Raw genomic sequence first — 15,928 nt, forward strand, 5'->3', positions numbered from 1 at the left:
GCGTCAGGCCGGCCTGGCCTGACGTTGTCCCAATGCATCTTCATTTAACAACTGGTCAATCGCGAATTGTGCGGCGTTTGTCCAGTTACCGGCAAACACGTTGGCGCGGTTGAGCACATAGTAGAGCTGATACACGGGCTGTCGCTGCGAAAACCCTTCCGCCAGCGGCCACACCGAGTGATATCCCTCGTAAATCTGGCGTGGCAATTCGACGTAGTAATTCAACATCGCGAGATCGCACTCCCTGTCGCCCCAATAGCAGGCGGGGTCAAACAGCCATGGCCCACTGCTGCTATCCGCGCAGTTAGCAGGCCATAAATCGCCGTGAAGTAGAGAAGGCTGAGGATGATGATTGGCCAGCGCGCGTTGCACGCAATCGACGATCAATTCGGTATTGCCGTATTGCACCCCTTTTTCAGCGGCCAGTTGCAGTTGCCAGCCAATACGCTGTTCAGCAAAGAACACCGACCAGCGTCGTAGCCAACTGTTGGGCTGGGGGGAGGTGGTGATGTTGTTATCGTAATCGAGTCCAAACTGCGGTTGCTCGCTCCATTGATGGAGGTGAGCCAACTGCTGGCCAAGCTGGAAGGCGCTCTGTTCGTTCAGCGCCTCTGGCTGGATATATTCCAGCAGCAAAAAGCTGCTGTCGCGGTCATTCCCGACGCCATATACTTTAGGCACCCGGACCGTCTGTGTCCGCGCCAGCAAGCCCAGCTGGTCCGCTTCCCAGCTAAACAGAGTGAGCATATCGCGCGTATTACATTTAACGAAAACGTCGAGATCGCCGTAGCGGAGGCGCCAGGCAGGATGCACATCGCCACCAGGGAGTTCGTAACGTTCAGTGATTTCAGCTTCACCGGCGTGTTCGCTTAACAGACGACTAATGGCTGACCACATTGGGTAATCCTCTTTATTCGCTGCGTAAGTTTGATTGTAGCGCTCAAAACTTCAGCAAAACCAGTGGTGAGGCGATTATTTGTGGCGCGTCAGGGTTTTAACTGTAGAAATTCGGACAGCGTGGTGATCTTCACCTCCGCTTTACGATGCAGGGCAACATCCGCCAGCCCGGCGGCGTGTTCTGCGATCTCATGTTGTTCCAATGCACTGATGATGCCAAAACTGTTGGTTCCCAACTCATGCGAATGACCTTCATCATCATGCAAGGTCGTGGTGTAACCGCCGCTGACCATCACGCTGTTAAGGGATTGCAGATCGCCTAAGCTCTCATCGGAATAGCTTAGCGTGACAATGTAACGTTTAAGGTCGTGGTCACTCATCATTCACCTCATTGTAATGGAACAGATTTCAGCGTAGACCAGCGCTTCGGATAGAGCGAATTCTGCGCAATTCAGATGGGAAAAGGGAGCGTAAATCTGCGTCAACTGGCTTCAGAAAATTCTTGTATCAATTGGGCTGCTATTTGGTTAATTGCCTCTTATAATGCGCAGCGGAAATGGGAAAGCTCCTATTAACCATGCGGTTCCAGCGCGGAACCTGGCATTTCTGGCATCTTCATACTTTTTTACAAAACTTACCGTAAATTGCATTGATTGGCCGGGAAAACTCTTCAGACTCACTCTTTTTTAAACTGCCGTACGGGTCACATTTAATGAAAGCCTTTAATAAGCTGTCCGCTGTTGTATTGCTCTCTGCTGGAGCATTTTGTCACCAGGCATTTGCTGATAACACCGTTTTTACCTCTATGGATGACCCTTCAACGGCAAAAAAACCGTTTGAAGGCAGCGCGTCAGCCGGTTATTTGGCACAGACAGGGAATACCACCAGTTCATCATTGAGCGCCTCAACCAATATGACGTGGTATCAGACCAACACCGCTTACAGCTTATGGGGCAACGCCGCGAACAACTCATCCAACGATGAGCGTTCCTCAGAGACTTACAACATCGGTGGTCGTACTCGTTACAATATGAACAGTGCGGACTATCTGTTCGGTCAGGCGAGCTGGTTGAGCGACCGTTTCAACGGTTATGATTCGCGCGATGTACTGACTGCCGGTTATGGTCGCCAGTTGCTGAACGGTCCTGTGCACTCGCTGCGAGCTGAATTCGGTCCCGGTGTCCGTTACGATGATTTCCATGAAGGTGGTCACGAAACCAAGGCGCTGGGATACGGTGCTGTGAGCTATCAGTGGCAACTGACTGACACGACCAAATTCATCCAGGGTGTTTCCGTGTTGAGCAGCTTCGGTGAAGATACAACGCTGAACTCCGAAACCGGCTTGCAGGTGGCCATCAACGAACACTTCGCGTTGAAGCTGGCTTACAACGTGACCTGGAATAATAATCCGCCAGAGTCTGCGCCGGATCGTACCGACACCAAAACCACCATCCAGCTTTCTTACGCGATGTAAGCGAGCCGTGATGAAAAAACCGTTGCCGGCTAGCGCCGTGCAGCGGTTTTTTTTTATCTGTCGATGGCTTAGCGCATTTTTCACGGGTTTAGATCGCGAGCGAAAGCTGCTATTATCTCCGGCGCTTTACATTCCTGGCGTCATTCCGACAATGTGGGTCTGACATTACGCCGGGTTACTCAAACAGAACTCAATGTTGCATGTAGGCTTTCGTGTGGCTTACCACTGCAATTAAGGATATGAAATGCCAGTAATTACTCTTCCTGATGGCAGCCAGCGCGTATTTGACCGTCCGGTCAGCGTGATGGACATCGCTCTGGATATTGGACCGGGCCTGGCGAAAGCCTGTATTGCCGGTCGTGTTAATGGCGAGCTGGTGGACGCGGTTGATCCGATCACCGAAGATGCTCAGGTGGCAATTATCACCGCCAAAGATGAAGCCGGTCTGGAAATTATTCGTCACTCTTGTGCGCACCTGTTAGGGCATGCGATTAAACAACTGTGGCCGAATACCAAAATGGCGATTGGTCCGGTGATCGATAACGGCTTCTATTATGACGTTGATTTGGATCACACCCTGACGCAGGAAGATCTTGAGCTGCTGGAAAAGCGTATGCACCAGCTGGCTGAGACTAATTACGATGTGGTGAAGAAGAAGGTGAGCTGGCAGGAAGCACGTGATGTGTTTGCTGAGCGTGGCGAAAGCTACAAAACCACCATTCTTGACGAAAACATCAGCCACGATGATCAACCTGGTTTGTATCATCATGAAGAATACATCGACATGTGCCGCGGTCCGCACGTGCCGAACATGCGTTTCTGCCATCACTTCAAACTGCAGAAAATCTCCGGTGCTTACTGGCGCGGCAACAGCGACAACAAAATGCTGCAGCGTATTTACGGTACAGCGTGGGGCGACAAGAAGCAGCTGGCTGCCTATCTGCAGCGTTTGGAAGAAGCGGCGAAGCGCGATCACCGTAAAATCGGTAAGCAGCTCGACCTGTACCATATGCAGGAAGAAGCGCCAGGTATGGTGTTCTGGCACAACGACGGTTGGACCATCTTCCGTGAACTGGAAGTGTTCGTCCGTACCAAGCTGAAAGAGTACGATTACCAGGAAGTGAAAGGTCCGTTTATGATGGACCGTGTGCTGTGGGAAAAAACCGGCCACTGGGAAAACTACAAAGAAGCGATGTTCACCACCTCTTCAGAGAACCGTGAATATTGCATCAAGCCAATGAACTGCCCTGGCCACGTTCAGATCTTTAATCAGGGTCTGAAATCCTACCGTGACCTGCCGCTGCGTATGGCTGAATTTGGTAGCTGCCACCGTAATGAGCCATCAGGCGCATTGCACGGCCTGATGCGCGTCCGTGGTTTTACCCAGGATGATGCGCACGTCTTCTGTACCGAAGATCAGGTTCGTGATGAAGTGAACAGCTGTATTCGTATGGTGTACGACATGTACAGCACCTTCGGTTTTGAAAAAATCGTGGTGAAACTGTCGACCCGTCCGGAGAAACGTATCGGTACCGATGAAATGTGGGACCGTGCGGAAGTGGATTTAGCAGAAGCGCTGAAGGAGAACGAAATTCCGTTCGAATATCAGCCAGGAGAGGGTGCCTTCTACGGCCCGAAAATTGAGTTTACCCTGTACGATTGCCTCGACCGCGCATGGCAGTGCGGCACCGTTCAGCTAGACTTCTCCCTGCCAAAACGTTTGGACGCCACTTATGTGGGCGAAAACAACGATCGTCAGACGCCGGTAATGATTCACCGTGCGATTCTCGGTTCAATGGAGCGCTTTATCGGCATCCTGACCGAAGAGTTCGCGGGCTTCTTCCCGAGCTGGCTGGCCCCCGTGCAGGCTGTGGTGATGAATATTACCGACAGTCAGGCAGAATATGTCAGTGAATTGACAAAGAAATTGCAGAAAGCTGGCATTCGTGTCAAAGCAGACTTGAGAAACGAGAAGATAGGCTTTAAAATCCGCGAGCACACATTACGTCGCGTCCCTTATATGCTGGTTTGCGGTGAGAAAGAGGTGGAAGCAGGCAAAGTTGCCGTGCGCACCCGCCGTGGTAAAGACCTCGGGAGCATGGACGTAGATGTGTTTGTTGAGAAGCTGCAACAAGAGATTCGCAGCCGACATCTTCACCAATTAGAGGAATAAGGTTATTAAAGGCGGAAAACGAGTACAACCGACGCGTCCGAACCGTATCAACGGCGAAATCCGTGCTACCGAAGTGCGCTTAACTGGCGTAGACGGCGAGCAACTTGGCATTGTGACATTGCGCGAAGCAATTGAGAAAGCCGAAGAAGCTGGCGTAGATTTAGTTGAAATCAGCCCGAACGCCGAACCGCCGGTTTGCCGTATTATGGATTACGGCAAGTTCCTTTATGAAAAGAGTAAATCTTCTAAGGAACAGAAGAAGAAGCAGAAAGTTATCCAGGTTAAGGAAATTAAATTCCGTCCTGGTACCGATGATGGCGACTATCAGGTCAAACTACGCAACCTGATTCGCTTTCTGGAAGAGGGCGATAAAGCCAAAATCACGCTGCGTTTCCGTGGTCGTGAAATGGCGCACCAGCAGATCGGTATGGAAGTGCTTAACCGCGTCCGTAAAGACCTGTGTGAAGATCTGGATCTGGCCATTGTCGAGTCCTTCCCGACTAAGATCGAAGGCCGCCAGATGATCATGGTGCTCGCACCGAAGAAGAAACAGTAGGCCTTCAAGTAATAATTCCGCGCAGCGTTCGCGCTGTGCGGAATCTTATTCGCCTGTCTGATTCATTTTATTAACAATGCGAAGTGGATATTTGTAAAAATGCCAAAGATTAAAACTGTCCGTGGCGCGGCTAAGCGCTTCAAGAAGACCGCTTCTGGCGGCTTCAAGCGTAAGCACGCGAACCTGCGTCATATTCTGACTAAGAAGTCTACCAAGCGTAAACGTCACCTGCGTCCGAAAGGCATGGTGTCTAAAGGCGATCTGGGTCTGGTTGTTGCCTGCCTGCCGTACGCATAAGTAAACTTTTTATAAATCTGCCTGAACACTTTGCGTACTGCAGGGAATAGGGCATCACAGAATATGATATAGGAGAGCTCACATGGCTCGCGTAAAACGTGGTGTAATTGCTCGCGCACGTCACAAGAAAATCTTAAAACAAGCTAAAGGCTACTACGGTGCACGTTCACGTGTTTACCGCGTTGCTTTCCAGGCTGTTATCAAAGCTGGTCAGTATGCTTACCGTGACCGTCGTCAACGTAAGCGTCAGTTCCGTCAGCTGTGGATCGCGCGTATCAACGCTGCGGCCCGTCAGAACGGTATCTCTTACAGCCGTTTCATCAATGGCCTGAAAAAAGCCTCTATTGAAATCGACCGTAAGATTCTGGCTGACATCGCTGTATTCGACAAAGTGACCTTCGCGGCACTGGTCGAAAAAGCAAAATCAGCTCTGGCGTAAGTCAGATGAAAAAGGGAGCTTGCTCCCTTTTTTATTGCCTGCAACTCACGCAAAAGATTGACATTTTAACCGCTGGGCTTTTCAATAGTGCGGTTTCTATCAAGACAAGGTAACGCAAGCATGCACGCTGCTATTTTCCGTTTCTTTTTTTACTTTAGCGCCTGACAATCGGGGGCTTTTGCGCATAAGAAAAGAAACGAAAAATCGCGCTGAAAGCCTCCCTCGTGGAGGCTTTTTTGTTTCTGGCGACACTTAATCGGATCTCACGGTCCTTACAAGAACTGACCAGCCCGGCTGGAAGAAGAGGAAATCATGTCCCAACTCGCAGACCTGGTGGCCCGTGCCACGGCCGCTATCGACGAGGCGTCGGATATCGCCGCCCTGGACGCCGTGCGCGTCGAATTCCTGGGTAAGAAAGGGCATCTGACGCTGCAAATGACCACCCTGCGTGAACTGCCAGCGGAAGACCGTCCGGCAGCAGGCGCGGTGATTAACGAAGCGAAGCAGCAGGTGCAGGATCGTCTTAACGCACGTAAAGACACCCTGGAAAGCGCTGAGCTGAATGCGCGCCTCGCCGCAGAGACCATTGATGTCTCGCTGCCTGGTCGTCGCGTTGAGAACGGCGGTTTGCACCCGGTGACCCGCACCATCGACCGCATCGAAAACTTCTTCGGCGAGTTGGGCTTTGCGGTGGTCACTGGCCCGGAAATCGAAGATGACTATCATAACTTCGACGCACTCAACATTCCTGGCCACCATCCGGCGCGTGCTGACCACGATACCTTTTGGTTCGATGCCACCCGTCTGCTGCGCACCCAGACGTCTGGCGTGCAGATCCGCACCATGAAAAACCAGCAGCCGCCGATCCGCATCATCGCGCCAGGTCGCGTGTATCGTAACGACTACGATCAAACCCACACCCCAATGTTCCATCAGATGGAAGGTCTGATTGTCGATAAAGACATCAGCTTCACCAACCTGAAAGGCACGCTGCACGATTTCCTGAACAACTTCTTTGAAGAAGACCTGCAGATTCGCTTCCGTCCTTCTTACTTCCCGTTCACCGAACCCTCCGCGGAAGTGGATGTGATGGGTAAAAACGGCAAGTGGCTGGAAGTGCTGGGCTGTGGCATGGTGCATCCAAATGTGTTGCGCAATGTGGGCATCGACCCGGAAGTCTACTCTGGCTTCGCTTTCGGCATGGGAATGGAGCGTCTGACCATGCTGCGTTACGGCGTGAACGATCTGCGCGCCTTCTTCGAAAATGATTTACGTTTCCTCAAACAATTTAAATAAGGGCAGGTTATCCAATGAAATTCAGTGAACTCTGGTTACGCGAATGGGTAAATCCAGCCCTGGACAGCGCTGCGCTGTCTGAGCAAATCACCATGGCCGGCCTGGAAGTGGACGGCGTGGATCCAGTCGCCGGTGCGTTCCATGGCGTGGTCGTGGGTGAAGTGGTGGAGTGCGGCCAGCATCCGAACGCAGACAAACTGCGCGTGACCAAAATCAACGTGGGCGGCGAGCGCCTGCTGGATATCGTCTGTGGCGCGCCAAACTGCCGCCAGGGCTTGAAAGTCGCCGTGGCGACCGTAGGCGCGGTGCTGCCGGGCGATTTCAAAATCAAAGCGGCGAAATTGCGTGGTGAGCCTTCCGAAGGCATGCTGTGCTCGTTCTCTGAGCTGGGTATTTCCGACGATCACAGCGGCATTATTGAACTGCCTGCTGATGCGCCTATCGGCACTGACATCCGCAGCTACCTGCAGCTGGATGACAACACCATCGAAATCAGCGTGACGCCAAACCGTGCCGATTGCCTTGGTATTATCGGTATTGCGCGCGATGTGGCGGTAGTCAACGGTCTGCCGCTCACCGAGCCAACGATTGAGCCGGTTAAAGCGACCATTACCGATACCTTCCCGATTCGCGTAGATGCCACCGACGCTTGCCCACGTTATCTGGGCCGCGTTGTAAAAGGCATCAATGTGAAAGCGGCAACGCCATTGTGGATGCGTGAAAAACTGCGTCGCTGCGGCATCCGTTCTATCGACCCGGTGGTGGATATCACCAACTACGTTCTGCTGGAACTCGGTCAGCCGATGCACGCCTTTGACCTCGACCGCATTGACGGTGGCATTGTGGTACGCATGGCGGAAGAGGGTGAAGTCCTGACCTTACTGGATGGCACCGAAGCGAAACTCAGCAGCGACACGCTGGTGATTGCTGACCATCAGAAAGCGCTGGCGATGGGCGGCATTTTTGGTGGTGAGCACTCTGGTGTGAACGAAGAAACCCAAAATGTGTTGTTCGAGTGTGCCTTCTTTGAACCGCTGGCGATCACCGGCCGTGCTCGTCGTCAGGGCCTGCATACCGATGCGTCACACCGTTACGAGCGTGGTGTTGATCCGGCACTGCAATTCAAAGCCATTGAGCGTGCGACCCAGTTGCTGCTGGACATTTGCGGCGGTGAAGCGGGTCCGGTTATCGATCAAACCGACGCCAGCAAACTGCCTGAGCGCGCCACCATAACGCTGCGTCGCGAAAAACTCGACCGCCTGATTGGTCACGTGATCGCCGATGAGCAGGTCACCGATATCCTGACGCGTCTCGGTTGCGAAGTGACCGTGGGCAATGGCGAGTGGACAGCCGTTGCACCAAGCTGGCGTTTCGATATTGCGATTGAAGAAGATCTGGTTGAGGAAGTGGCCCGCGTATACGGCTACAACAACATTCCAGACGTGCCGGTGAAAGCCAGCCTGATTATGACGAAGCATCGCGAAGCGGATCTGTCGCTGAAGCGTGCGCGTAACCTGCTCGTCGATAAAGGCTATCAGGAAGCGATTACCTACAGCTTCGTTGATCCGAAAGTGCAGCAGCTGCTGCATCCGGGTGAAGAAGCGCTGATCCTGCCAAGCCCGATTTCCAGCGATATGTCGGCAATGCGCCTGTCACTGTGGACCGGTCTGCTTGGTGCGGTGGTGTATAACCAGAACCGTCAGCAAGGCCGTGTGCGCCTGTTTGAGAGCGGTTTGCGCTTTGTTCCTGATACGCAGGCCGATCTCGGTATCCGCCAGGATCTTATGCTGGCGGGCGTTCTGAGCGGTAATCGCTATGAAGAGCATTGGGATCTGGCGCGTCAGACAGTTGACTTCTATGATTTAAAAGGCGATTTAGAATCGTTACTGGATTTGACCGGTAAACTCGATGAGATTTCTTTCCGTGCAGAAGTCAATCCGGCGCTGCATCCGGGACAGAGCGCGGCAATTTATTTACGCGGCGAACGAATCGGATTTATCGGAGTGGTTCATCCGGAGTTGGAACGTAAGCTGGATCTCAACGGCCGCACCTTAGTGTTTGAACTGCTTTGGAATAAGGCCGCAGACCGCGTCCTGCCTGACGCGCGCGAGATTTCACGCTTCCCGGCGAACCGTCGTGATATCGCTGTGGTAGTGGCTGAAAACGTGCCTGCAGCAGATATCATCGCGGAGTGTAAGAAAGTTGGCGTAAATCAGGTAGTTGGCGTAAACTTGTTTGACGTGTACCGTGGTAAGGGCGTGAACGAGGGCGAAAAGAGCCTCGCGATTAGCCTGATTTTGCAGGATACCAGCCGGACACTCGAAGAAGAGGAGATTGCCGCGACCGTTGCCAAATGCGTTGCGGCATTAAAAGAGCGATTCCAGGCAACCTTGAGGGATTGAACCTATGGCGCTTACAAAAGCTGAAATGTCAGAGTACCTGTTTGAAAAACTCGGGTTGAGCAAACGCGATGCCAAAGAGTTGGTTGAGCTCTTTTTTGAAGAAGTTCGCCGCGCGTTAGAAAACGGAGAACAGGTTAAACTGTCCGGATTTGGTAATTTTGATCTGCGTGACAAAAATCAACGTCCGGGCCGTAACCCGAAGACGGGGGAAGATATTCCTATCACTGCCCGCCGAGTGGTGACCTTCCGTCCGGGACAGAAGTTGAAAAGTCGCGTTGAGAACGCGACACCGAAGGACGCTGACTAATTTCAGTATGACAAAAAGGCCGCTTAGCGGCCTTTTTTATTGGCTGTAAAATGGCCGTTCTGCGCAATCTTTCCATAATGTCAGGATTTCGTAAGTATCCGGAAAATAGGATGAAAATCGGCACTGGCTGATAGTGACTGCGGCAATCCATTTGTTATAACAGCGCCATCACATAACAAGGGGTATTGCTGATGAAAAAGACAGCACTTTTACTGGGCATCCTGTTAGGCATGCCGCTGCTGGCTAACGCCAATGTTTCAGTTAACATCAACACACCGGGTGTTTCTATTCATATCGGTGATCAAGATAAACGTGGCTACTACTGGGATGGCTACGACTGGCGTGCGCCAACCTGGTGGAAACAGCACCACAATCAACGCATCGGCACCAAAGGCCCGCACGGTTACTGGAACGGTAACGGCTGGCAGCCACAGCACCCGGGCAATGCGCCGCACCACGATAACAAACCGCAGCCGCGCGACCAGCATCATGACTCGCGTGATAGCCACGACAAGCGTGATAATCACGGTCAACCGATCCCGCCTCATCAGTAAGCGTTGCTTAGCGGCACCCACTCGGTGCCGCTTTCTTTTTGCCACAATCCCACTACAATCAAATCTCTGTTTTCTCTGCCAATCTTATCTATGACTCTGTTGGACCAGCTTGCCCGTCAGGCCGATCGTCGTAGCCAGCGCTGGCTGATGCTGCTCGGTGCCATTCTGCTGCTGCTGTTTATTCTCAGCCTGTGCGCCGGAGACATCTGGATATCGCCAACCCAATGGTTTTCCTCTAACGGTGAACTCTTCGTCTGGCAGTTGCGCTTACCGCGGACGCTGGCGGTGCTGCTTGTGGGCGCTGCGCTGGCGGTGTGTGGTGTGGTGATGCAGGCGCTGTTCAACAATCCGCTGGCAGAACCCGGCCTGCTTGGCGTATCCAATGGCGCGGGCATTGGGTTAGTGTTGGGTGTCATGCTGGGCAATGGCTCATTATGGAGCCTGACGCTGGCGGCGATGGCGGGCGCATTATTGATCACGCTGATCCTGCTGCACTTTGCCCATCGTCAGCTTTCAGCTAGCCGCTTATTGCTCACGGGAGTTGCGCTCGGCATTATCTGTAGCGCAGTGATGACATGGGCCGTGTACTTTAGCACCAGCCTCGATCTACGGCAGTTAATGTACTGGATGATGGGCGGCTTTGGCGGTATTGACTGGCGCTATGGCTGGATGATGCTGGCGCTGTTGCCGGTCACTCTGCTGCTGACAGCCACCGCTTGGACGCTGAATTTACTTTCACTGGGGGAAACCTCGGCGCGTCAGCTAGGCCTGCCGTTATTGTTATGGCGTAACCTGTTAGTGTTGGCGATGGGCTGGCTGGTTGGCGCCAGCGTGGCGATGGCCGGTGCCATCGGGTTTGTCGGATTGGTCATCCCTCATCTGTTACGCTTAAGCGGTTTTAGCGATCACCGATACCTGCTGCCCGTCTCGGCGCTGGCAGGGGCTGCGGTGCTCCTCGGGGCAGATATTATCGCCCGACTGGTGCTGACGTCGGCAGAGTTGCCGATTGGCGTGGTCACCGCCACCCTCGGCGCACCGCTGTTTATCGTGCTATTAGTGAAATCTTCGCGCTAGCAATGGCTGGCATCTTGGTCTCAACAACAGGAATCGACAATGAGCATTTATCAGACAGAACTGGTTACCCTGGACGGCGAAAAAACGACGCTGGCACAGTATCAGGACAACGTACTGCTGGTGGTCAACGTGGCGTCAAAATGTGGGCTGACGGCGCAGTATGAGCAGCTTGAGTCACTGCAGAAAGCCTGGCAGGACAAAAACTTTAGCGTGCTGGGTTTCCCCTGCAACCAGTTTCTGGAGCAGGAACCGGGCAGCAACGAAGAGATCAAAACCTTCTGCAGCACCACTTATGGTGTGACTTTCCCGATGTTCGATAAAACCGATGTGAACGGTGCCAATCGTCATCCGCTGTATGCGCAGTTAACGGCGGCACAGCCTGAAGCCGAACGTCCTGAAGGCAGCGGTTTCCTCGAGCGTATGGTGAGCAAAGGACGTACACCAAAAGCCGAGGGCGACATTTTGTGGAACTTCGAAAAATTCCTCATCAACAAACAGGGTAAGGTGATTGCGCGTTTCTCTCCGGATATGACGCCTGATGATCCGATCATCCTGAAACGCGTTGAGCAGGCGCTGGCAGAGTAAATGCTGTTGCAGTGTCAGGGAGTCAGCGTCGCGGGACGTCTGGCTCCGGTTGATCTCAGCGTCAATGCAGGTGAATGGATACATTTGGTGGGCCCGAATGGCGCGGGAAAAAGTACTTTACTCTGTGCGCTGTCGGGATTATTGCCGGCTCAAGGCGTGATTCAGCTTGCAGGAACGTCGTTGAGCCGCTTAAGCGGGGCTGCACTGGCTCAATGGCGTGCCTGGTTACCGCAACAACAGGCCGCGTTAGGGACCATGCCCGTCTGGCACTATCTGCGTCTGCATTTCTCTTCGGCGTCGCCGCAGGTAGATGTCACACTCAATGATGTGCTGACGCAACTCAGCATACACGACAAATTAACCCGTCAACTGACGCAGCTCTCTGGTGGCGAATGGCAGCGTGTGCGGCTGGCGGCAGTAGTGATGCAAATCCATCCGGCGAGCAATCCTCACGGCAAGCTTTTAATTCTGGATGAGCCGATGACGGCATTGGATGTCGCGCAGCAGCGAGCCGTGGATAAATTGCTGCTCCAGCTGTGCCACGCCGGTATTGCGGTGATTGCCAGCGGCCATGATCTTAACCACAGTCTGCGCCATGCCGACCGCGTAGGATTGATGCATCAGGGGGAAGTGGTGATGCAGGGGCGTGCGCGGGATGTATTAACCGCCGCCAATCTCTCTCCGTTATACCAAACCGAGTTTCAACAATTAGATACACCGCAAGGCCCTCTGCTGTTTATTCCCTGAATAACATTGCCTGTTAAGCAGATTTGCCGCTAAAGTGTCATCCGGGCGACGGATTTAGGGACATTCTGATGCGAATAACGGTATTTCTTCTGATGCTGCTGCTGGTTGGGTGTAGTAGCCATCACGCGCCGCCGCCGAATGGCCGCCTTTCTGATTCCATCACCGTGATTGCTCAACTCAACGATCAGTTAGGTCGCTGGCGTGGCACGCCTTATCGCTACGGCGGGTTAAGTCGAGGCGGTGTGGATTGCTCTGGTTTTGTTTATCTGACCTTCCGCGATAAATTCGATATGCAACTGCCGCGTTCTACCGTTGACCAGACGGATATTGGCACTCGCATTGATAAACGCGATTTGCTGCCCGGTGATCTGGTCTTCTTCAAAACGGGCAGCGGAGAGAATGGCCTGCATGTGGGTATTTATGATACCGATAACACCTTCATCCACGCTTCTACCAGCCAGGGCGTGATTCGCTCTTCACTGGATAATGTCTATTGGCGCAAGGTATTTTGGCAGGCACGTCGTATCTGAATGATTACCATACCAGTGCTGAATGACCTATTCTCTTCATGGTTTTTCAGCCGGTTTATTATTGAATTCCCCTCAAATTTAACTCTCATTTAAAATGGCACTTTACCTGTGCTCGCATAAATACTAAAAATAGGACTGAATTTATTTAATGAGTATGGACAACCACCTCGGCTATTTGGCTTAAGTTTTATTTATGGCTTAAAACGGTTTAATCAGGCACAAAATTGCGTCTCTTCTAACGTTTGGTCCTATTGCCTGACCGTTTTCATTGATATACGATGCGCCAATTGCCACTGCTTCTGGCTGCTAAAATGAAAGTCCATTTATCTGCCGACTATCAGTCGGAAACCTGGTTCTATCCAGTTTATACACTGGCGGGCCAGCTGACTGCGGTCGAGCTGGTGACGCAATTCGTCCACGACAGCGCACCTATTACGCTGCCGCAGGATTTGCTGTTGCCGCAATTAGACGATGCGCAGCAATTACGGTTAATGCAGAGCCAGCTTTCTTTACTGGAAAAGTACCGTGACTTTTTTGAGCTACATCAAATTACCGCTTTGGTTCGTATTGATGATTCGATGGCGTTAACGCTGCTTGAAAGTGAATTTCTGTTAAGGAAATTTAAACAACTTCCTTTTATTATTCTCGATATTAGCGAAACGTTTCCGCAATTAGCGCGCGGAAAAGCGCAGCCACTTCTGGCAACATTACAGCAGGAATTCCGTTTATCACTTTCCCAATTTGGTGCAGGTAAAGCACCTGCAACCGCAGTTTACGATAATCTCTTTAGTGTACTGAAACTGGATAAAACCTTTATACAAGGCCTGGCTAAACGTGCATCTTTTACACCATTTATCCAAACGGTCATCGATAATTTCTCAGATTATGCCGATCAGCTCATAATATGTGGTATTGACGATAACCTCATGCTGGAGAAAGTCAGCACGCTGAGCGGAGCTCAACTGCAAGGCAATTTGTTCCCGGTTGTCAAAGCGGAACGGTTAGGTGATCTTATTTATCCTGATGTGACTTCGCACACCCCTTCACAGCAGTAGTCCTTTCAACTGTCATCCGCTGACGCCCAGCGTTACACTGAACCCTATTCTTTAAACTCACTGTTGGTGCTTTTTGTGTGCACCTTCTGGAGTGGTGATGCAATTTATTAATAGCTGGCAGCAAGAGCTGCCGGGATGCTATACGGCGCTGATGCCAACGCCGTTGGAAGGCGGGCGTCTGTTCTATCATAACGCGCCGCTGGCGGCAGAAATGGAACTGGATGCCGGGCTCTTCACTGGGCAGGGGCACGGCGTCTGGAGTGGTCGTGAGCTATTGCCAGGTATGGCCCCGCTGGCGCAGGTTTACAGCGGACATCAATTTGGTGTGTGGGCCGGCCAGCTGGGCGATGGGCGGGGCATTCTGCTGGGTGAACAGCAACTGACGAACGGACGTAAACTCGACTGGCATTTGAAAGGGGCGGGATTGACACCCTATTCGCGTATGGGTGATGGCCGGGCGGTGATTCGTTCCAGCGTGCGTGAGTTCCTGGCTTCGGAAGCGTTGCACCATTTGGGGATTCCCACCACTCGCGCGCTGGCTCTGGCGATTGGCGATGAGCCAGTGCTGCGTGAAACGCAGGAACGCGGGGCAATGCTGATGCGCATCGCTGAGAGTCATCTGCGTTTTGGTCACTTTGAACATTTTTACTATGGCGGCGAGCAGGATAAGGTCCGGCAACTGGCAGATTACGCCATTCATCATCACTGGCCAGAATTAAGCGATGACGCTGACCGCTATGTGCTGTGGTTTACCGATATCGTGAAACGCACTGCCAGCCTGATCGCCCACTGGCAGAGCGTGGGCTTTGCGCATGGCGTGATGAACACCGACAACATGTCGATCCTCGGACTGACGCTGGATTATGGTCCCTATGGCTTCCTTGATGATTACCAACCCGGATTCATCTGCAATCACAGCGATTATCAGGGGCGTTATTCCTTTGAGAATCAGCCGATGATTGGTTTGTGGAACCTCAATCGTCTGGCGCATGCATTGTCAGGGTTGATGAGCACGGATCAGTTAAAACAGGCGCTCAGCCATTATGAAACGGAACTTATGCGGGTCTGGGGTGAGAAGATGCGCGCTAAACTGGGCCTTCTGACCGCTGATGCCAATGACAACGCGATTCTGACGCAACTGCTGTCGCTGATGACACAAGAGCGAAGCGATTACACGTTGACCTTTCGCTTACTGAGTGAGACGCAGCAGCATCAACAGCGTTCGCCGCTGCGTGATGAATTTATCGACCGCGAGGCGTTTGACCACTGGTACGACGGCTATCGTCAGCGTCTGCTGCAGGATGAGGCATCAGATGAACAACGCCAGCAGGTCATGAAGGCGGCCAACCCAGCGCTGGTGTTGCGCAATTATCTGGCACAGCAGGTGATTGAAGAAGTCGAGCAGGGTGAGAAGGCGGCGCTGGAGCGGCTCCATCTGGCTTTACAACAGCCATTTGATGATGCGGCCGTCAGCGCAGAGTTACGCCAACGGCCGCCAGAGTGGGGCAAAACGCTAGAGGTGAGTTGCTCCAGCTAAGGTGA

The 15,928-nt window shown here is 52.6% G+C and carries 18 protein-coding genes and 1 other annotated feature; of the genes, 16 read left to right on the top strand and 2 right to left on the bottom strand.

Features of this window, described 5'->3' with window-relative positions; all coding sequences use genetic code 11:
• Positions 1-3 precede the first annotated feature (3 nt).
• Positions 4-897: a fructosamine kinase family protein gene (locus JK231_RS01410; RefSeq protein WP_211727833.1), complete on the bottom strand. Its 894-nt coding sequence runs from the start codon at positions 895-897 to the stop codon at positions 4-6.
• An 89-nt stretch (positions 898-986) separates the two neighbouring features.
• Entirely contained in the window at positions 987-1,277 is a 291-nt protein-coding gene (ghoS, locus tag JK231_RS01415; protein WP_211727834.1) for a type V toxin-antitoxin system endoribonuclease antitoxin GhoS, read from the bottom strand.
• A 332-nt stretch (positions 1,278-1,609) separates the two neighbouring features.
• Between ghoS and JK231_RS01420 the strand changes: the two genes are divergently transcribed.
• The 16 genes from JK231_RS01420 (at position 1,610) to JK231_RS01495 (ending at position 15,923) form a co-directional block, all read left to right on the top strand.
• Positions 1,610-2,371 (top strand): DUF481 domain-containing protein, encoded by a 762-nt coding sequence (locus tag JK231_RS01420; protein WP_097119261.1) that lies wholly within the window; start codon positions 1,610-1,612, stop codon positions 2,369-2,371.
• Between the two features lie 244 nt (positions 2,372-2,615).
• Positions 2,616-4,544: a threonine--tRNA ligase gene (thrS, locus tag JK231_RS01425; RefSeq protein ID WP_038647340.1), complete on the top strand. Its 1,929-nt coding sequence runs from the start codon at positions 2,616-2,618 to the stop codon at positions 4,542-4,544.
• Positions 4,545-4,548: 4 nt separating this feature from the next.
• Positions 4,549-5,100 carry a translation initiation factor IF-3 gene (gene infC, locus JK231_RS01430; RefSeq protein WP_034821726.1) on the top strand — a complete coding sequence of 184 codons (552 nt, stop codon included), beginning with the start codon at positions 4,549-4,551 and terminating at the stop codon, positions 5,098-5,100.
• 99 nt (positions 5,101-5,199) lie between these two features.
• Positions 5,200-5,397: a 50S ribosomal protein L35 gene (gene rpmI, locus JK231_RS01435; protein WP_006118955.1), complete on the top strand. Its 198-nt coding sequence runs from the start codon at positions 5,200-5,202 to the stop codon at positions 5,395-5,397.
• Between the two features lie 82 nt (positions 5,398-5,479).
• Positions 5,480-5,836, top strand: a complete 357-nt coding sequence (gene rplT / locus JK231_RS01440) for a 50S ribosomal protein L20 (RefSeq protein ID WP_211727835.1) — start codon at positions 5,480-5,482, stop codon at positions 5,834-5,836.
• A 115-nt stretch (positions 5,837-5,951) separates the two neighbouring features.
• Positions 5,952-6,077 (top strand) — a sequence feature (Phe leader region).
• Complete coding sequence (gene pheM, locus JK231_RS01445) at positions 5,957-6,001, top strand: pheST operon leader peptide PheM (RefSeq protein ID WP_121626058.1); 45 nt, start codon at positions 5,957-5,959, stop codon at positions 5,999-6,001. It overlaps the preceding feature by 45 nt.
• A 71-nt stretch (positions 6,078-6,148) precedes the next feature.
• Positions 6,149-7,132, top strand: coding sequence for a phenylalanine--tRNA ligase subunit alpha (pheS, locus tag JK231_RS01450; protein ID WP_034821723.1), 984 nt, complete (start codon positions 6,149-6,151; stop codon positions 7,130-7,132).
• Positions 7,133-7,146: 14 nt separating this feature from the next.
• On the top strand, positions 7,147-9,534 hold the full coding sequence (pheT, locus tag JK231_RS01455) for a phenylalanine--tRNA ligase subunit beta (protein ID WP_211727836.1): 2,388 nt from the start codon (positions 7,147-7,149) through the stop codon (positions 9,532-9,534).
• Between the two features lie 4 nt (positions 9,535-9,538).
• A complete protein-coding gene (gene ihfA, locus JK231_RS01460; RefSeq protein WP_007892687.1) occupies positions 9,539-9,841 on the top strand; it encodes an integration host factor subunit alpha in 303 nt (100 codons plus the stop codon).
• Between the two features lie 191 nt (positions 9,842-10,032).
• A complete protein-coding gene (locus tag JK231_RS01465) occupies positions 10,033-10,395 on the top strand; it encodes a DUF2502 domain-containing protein (RefSeq protein WP_097119263.1) in 363 nt (120 codons plus the stop codon).
• A 90-nt stretch (positions 10,396-10,485) separates the two neighbouring features.
• Entirely contained in the window at positions 10,486-11,469 is a 984-nt protein-coding gene (gene btuC, locus JK231_RS01470) for a vitamin B12 ABC transporter permease BtuC (RefSeq protein WP_211727837.1), read from the top strand.
• Positions 11,470-11,508: 39 nt separating this feature from the next.
• The gene (locus tag JK231_RS01475) at positions 11,509-12,054 is read left to right on the top strand and encodes a glutathione peroxidase (RefSeq protein ID WP_160834583.1); all 546 of its coding nucleotides are present in this window, start codon (positions 11,509-11,511) and stop codon (positions 12,052-12,054) included.
• Positions 12,055-12,801 (top strand): vitamin B12 ABC transporter ATP-binding protein BtuD, encoded by a 747-nt coding sequence (gene btuD, locus JK231_RS01480; RefSeq protein WP_211727838.1) that lies wholly within the window; start codon positions 12,055-12,057, stop codon positions 12,799-12,801. It begins immediately after the preceding gene.
• Positions 12,802-12,869: 68 nt separating this feature from the next.
• Positions 12,870-13,331, top strand: coding sequence for an NlpC/P60 family protein (locus JK231_RS01485; protein ID WP_097119267.1), 462 nt, complete (start codon positions 12,870-12,872; stop codon positions 13,329-13,331).
• A 311-nt stretch (positions 13,332-13,642) separates the two neighbouring features.
• On the top strand, positions 13,643-14,386 hold the full coding sequence (locus JK231_RS01490) for an EAL domain-containing protein (RefSeq protein ID WP_211727974.1): 744 nt from the start codon (positions 13,643-13,645) through the stop codon (positions 14,384-14,386).
• Positions 14,387-14,483: 97 nt separating this feature from the next.
• Positions 14,484-15,923, top strand: a complete 1,440-nt coding sequence (locus JK231_RS01495) for a protein adenylyltransferase SelO (protein ID WP_097119268.1) — start codon at positions 14,484-14,486, stop codon at positions 15,921-15,923.
• Positions 15,924-15,928 lie beyond the last annotated feature (5 nt).

The organism is Pantoea sp. JGM49 (assembly GCF_018257655.1).
Lineage (GTDB): Bacteria > Pseudomonadota > Gammaproteobacteria > Enterobacterales > Enterobacteriaceae > Pantoea > Pantoea communis.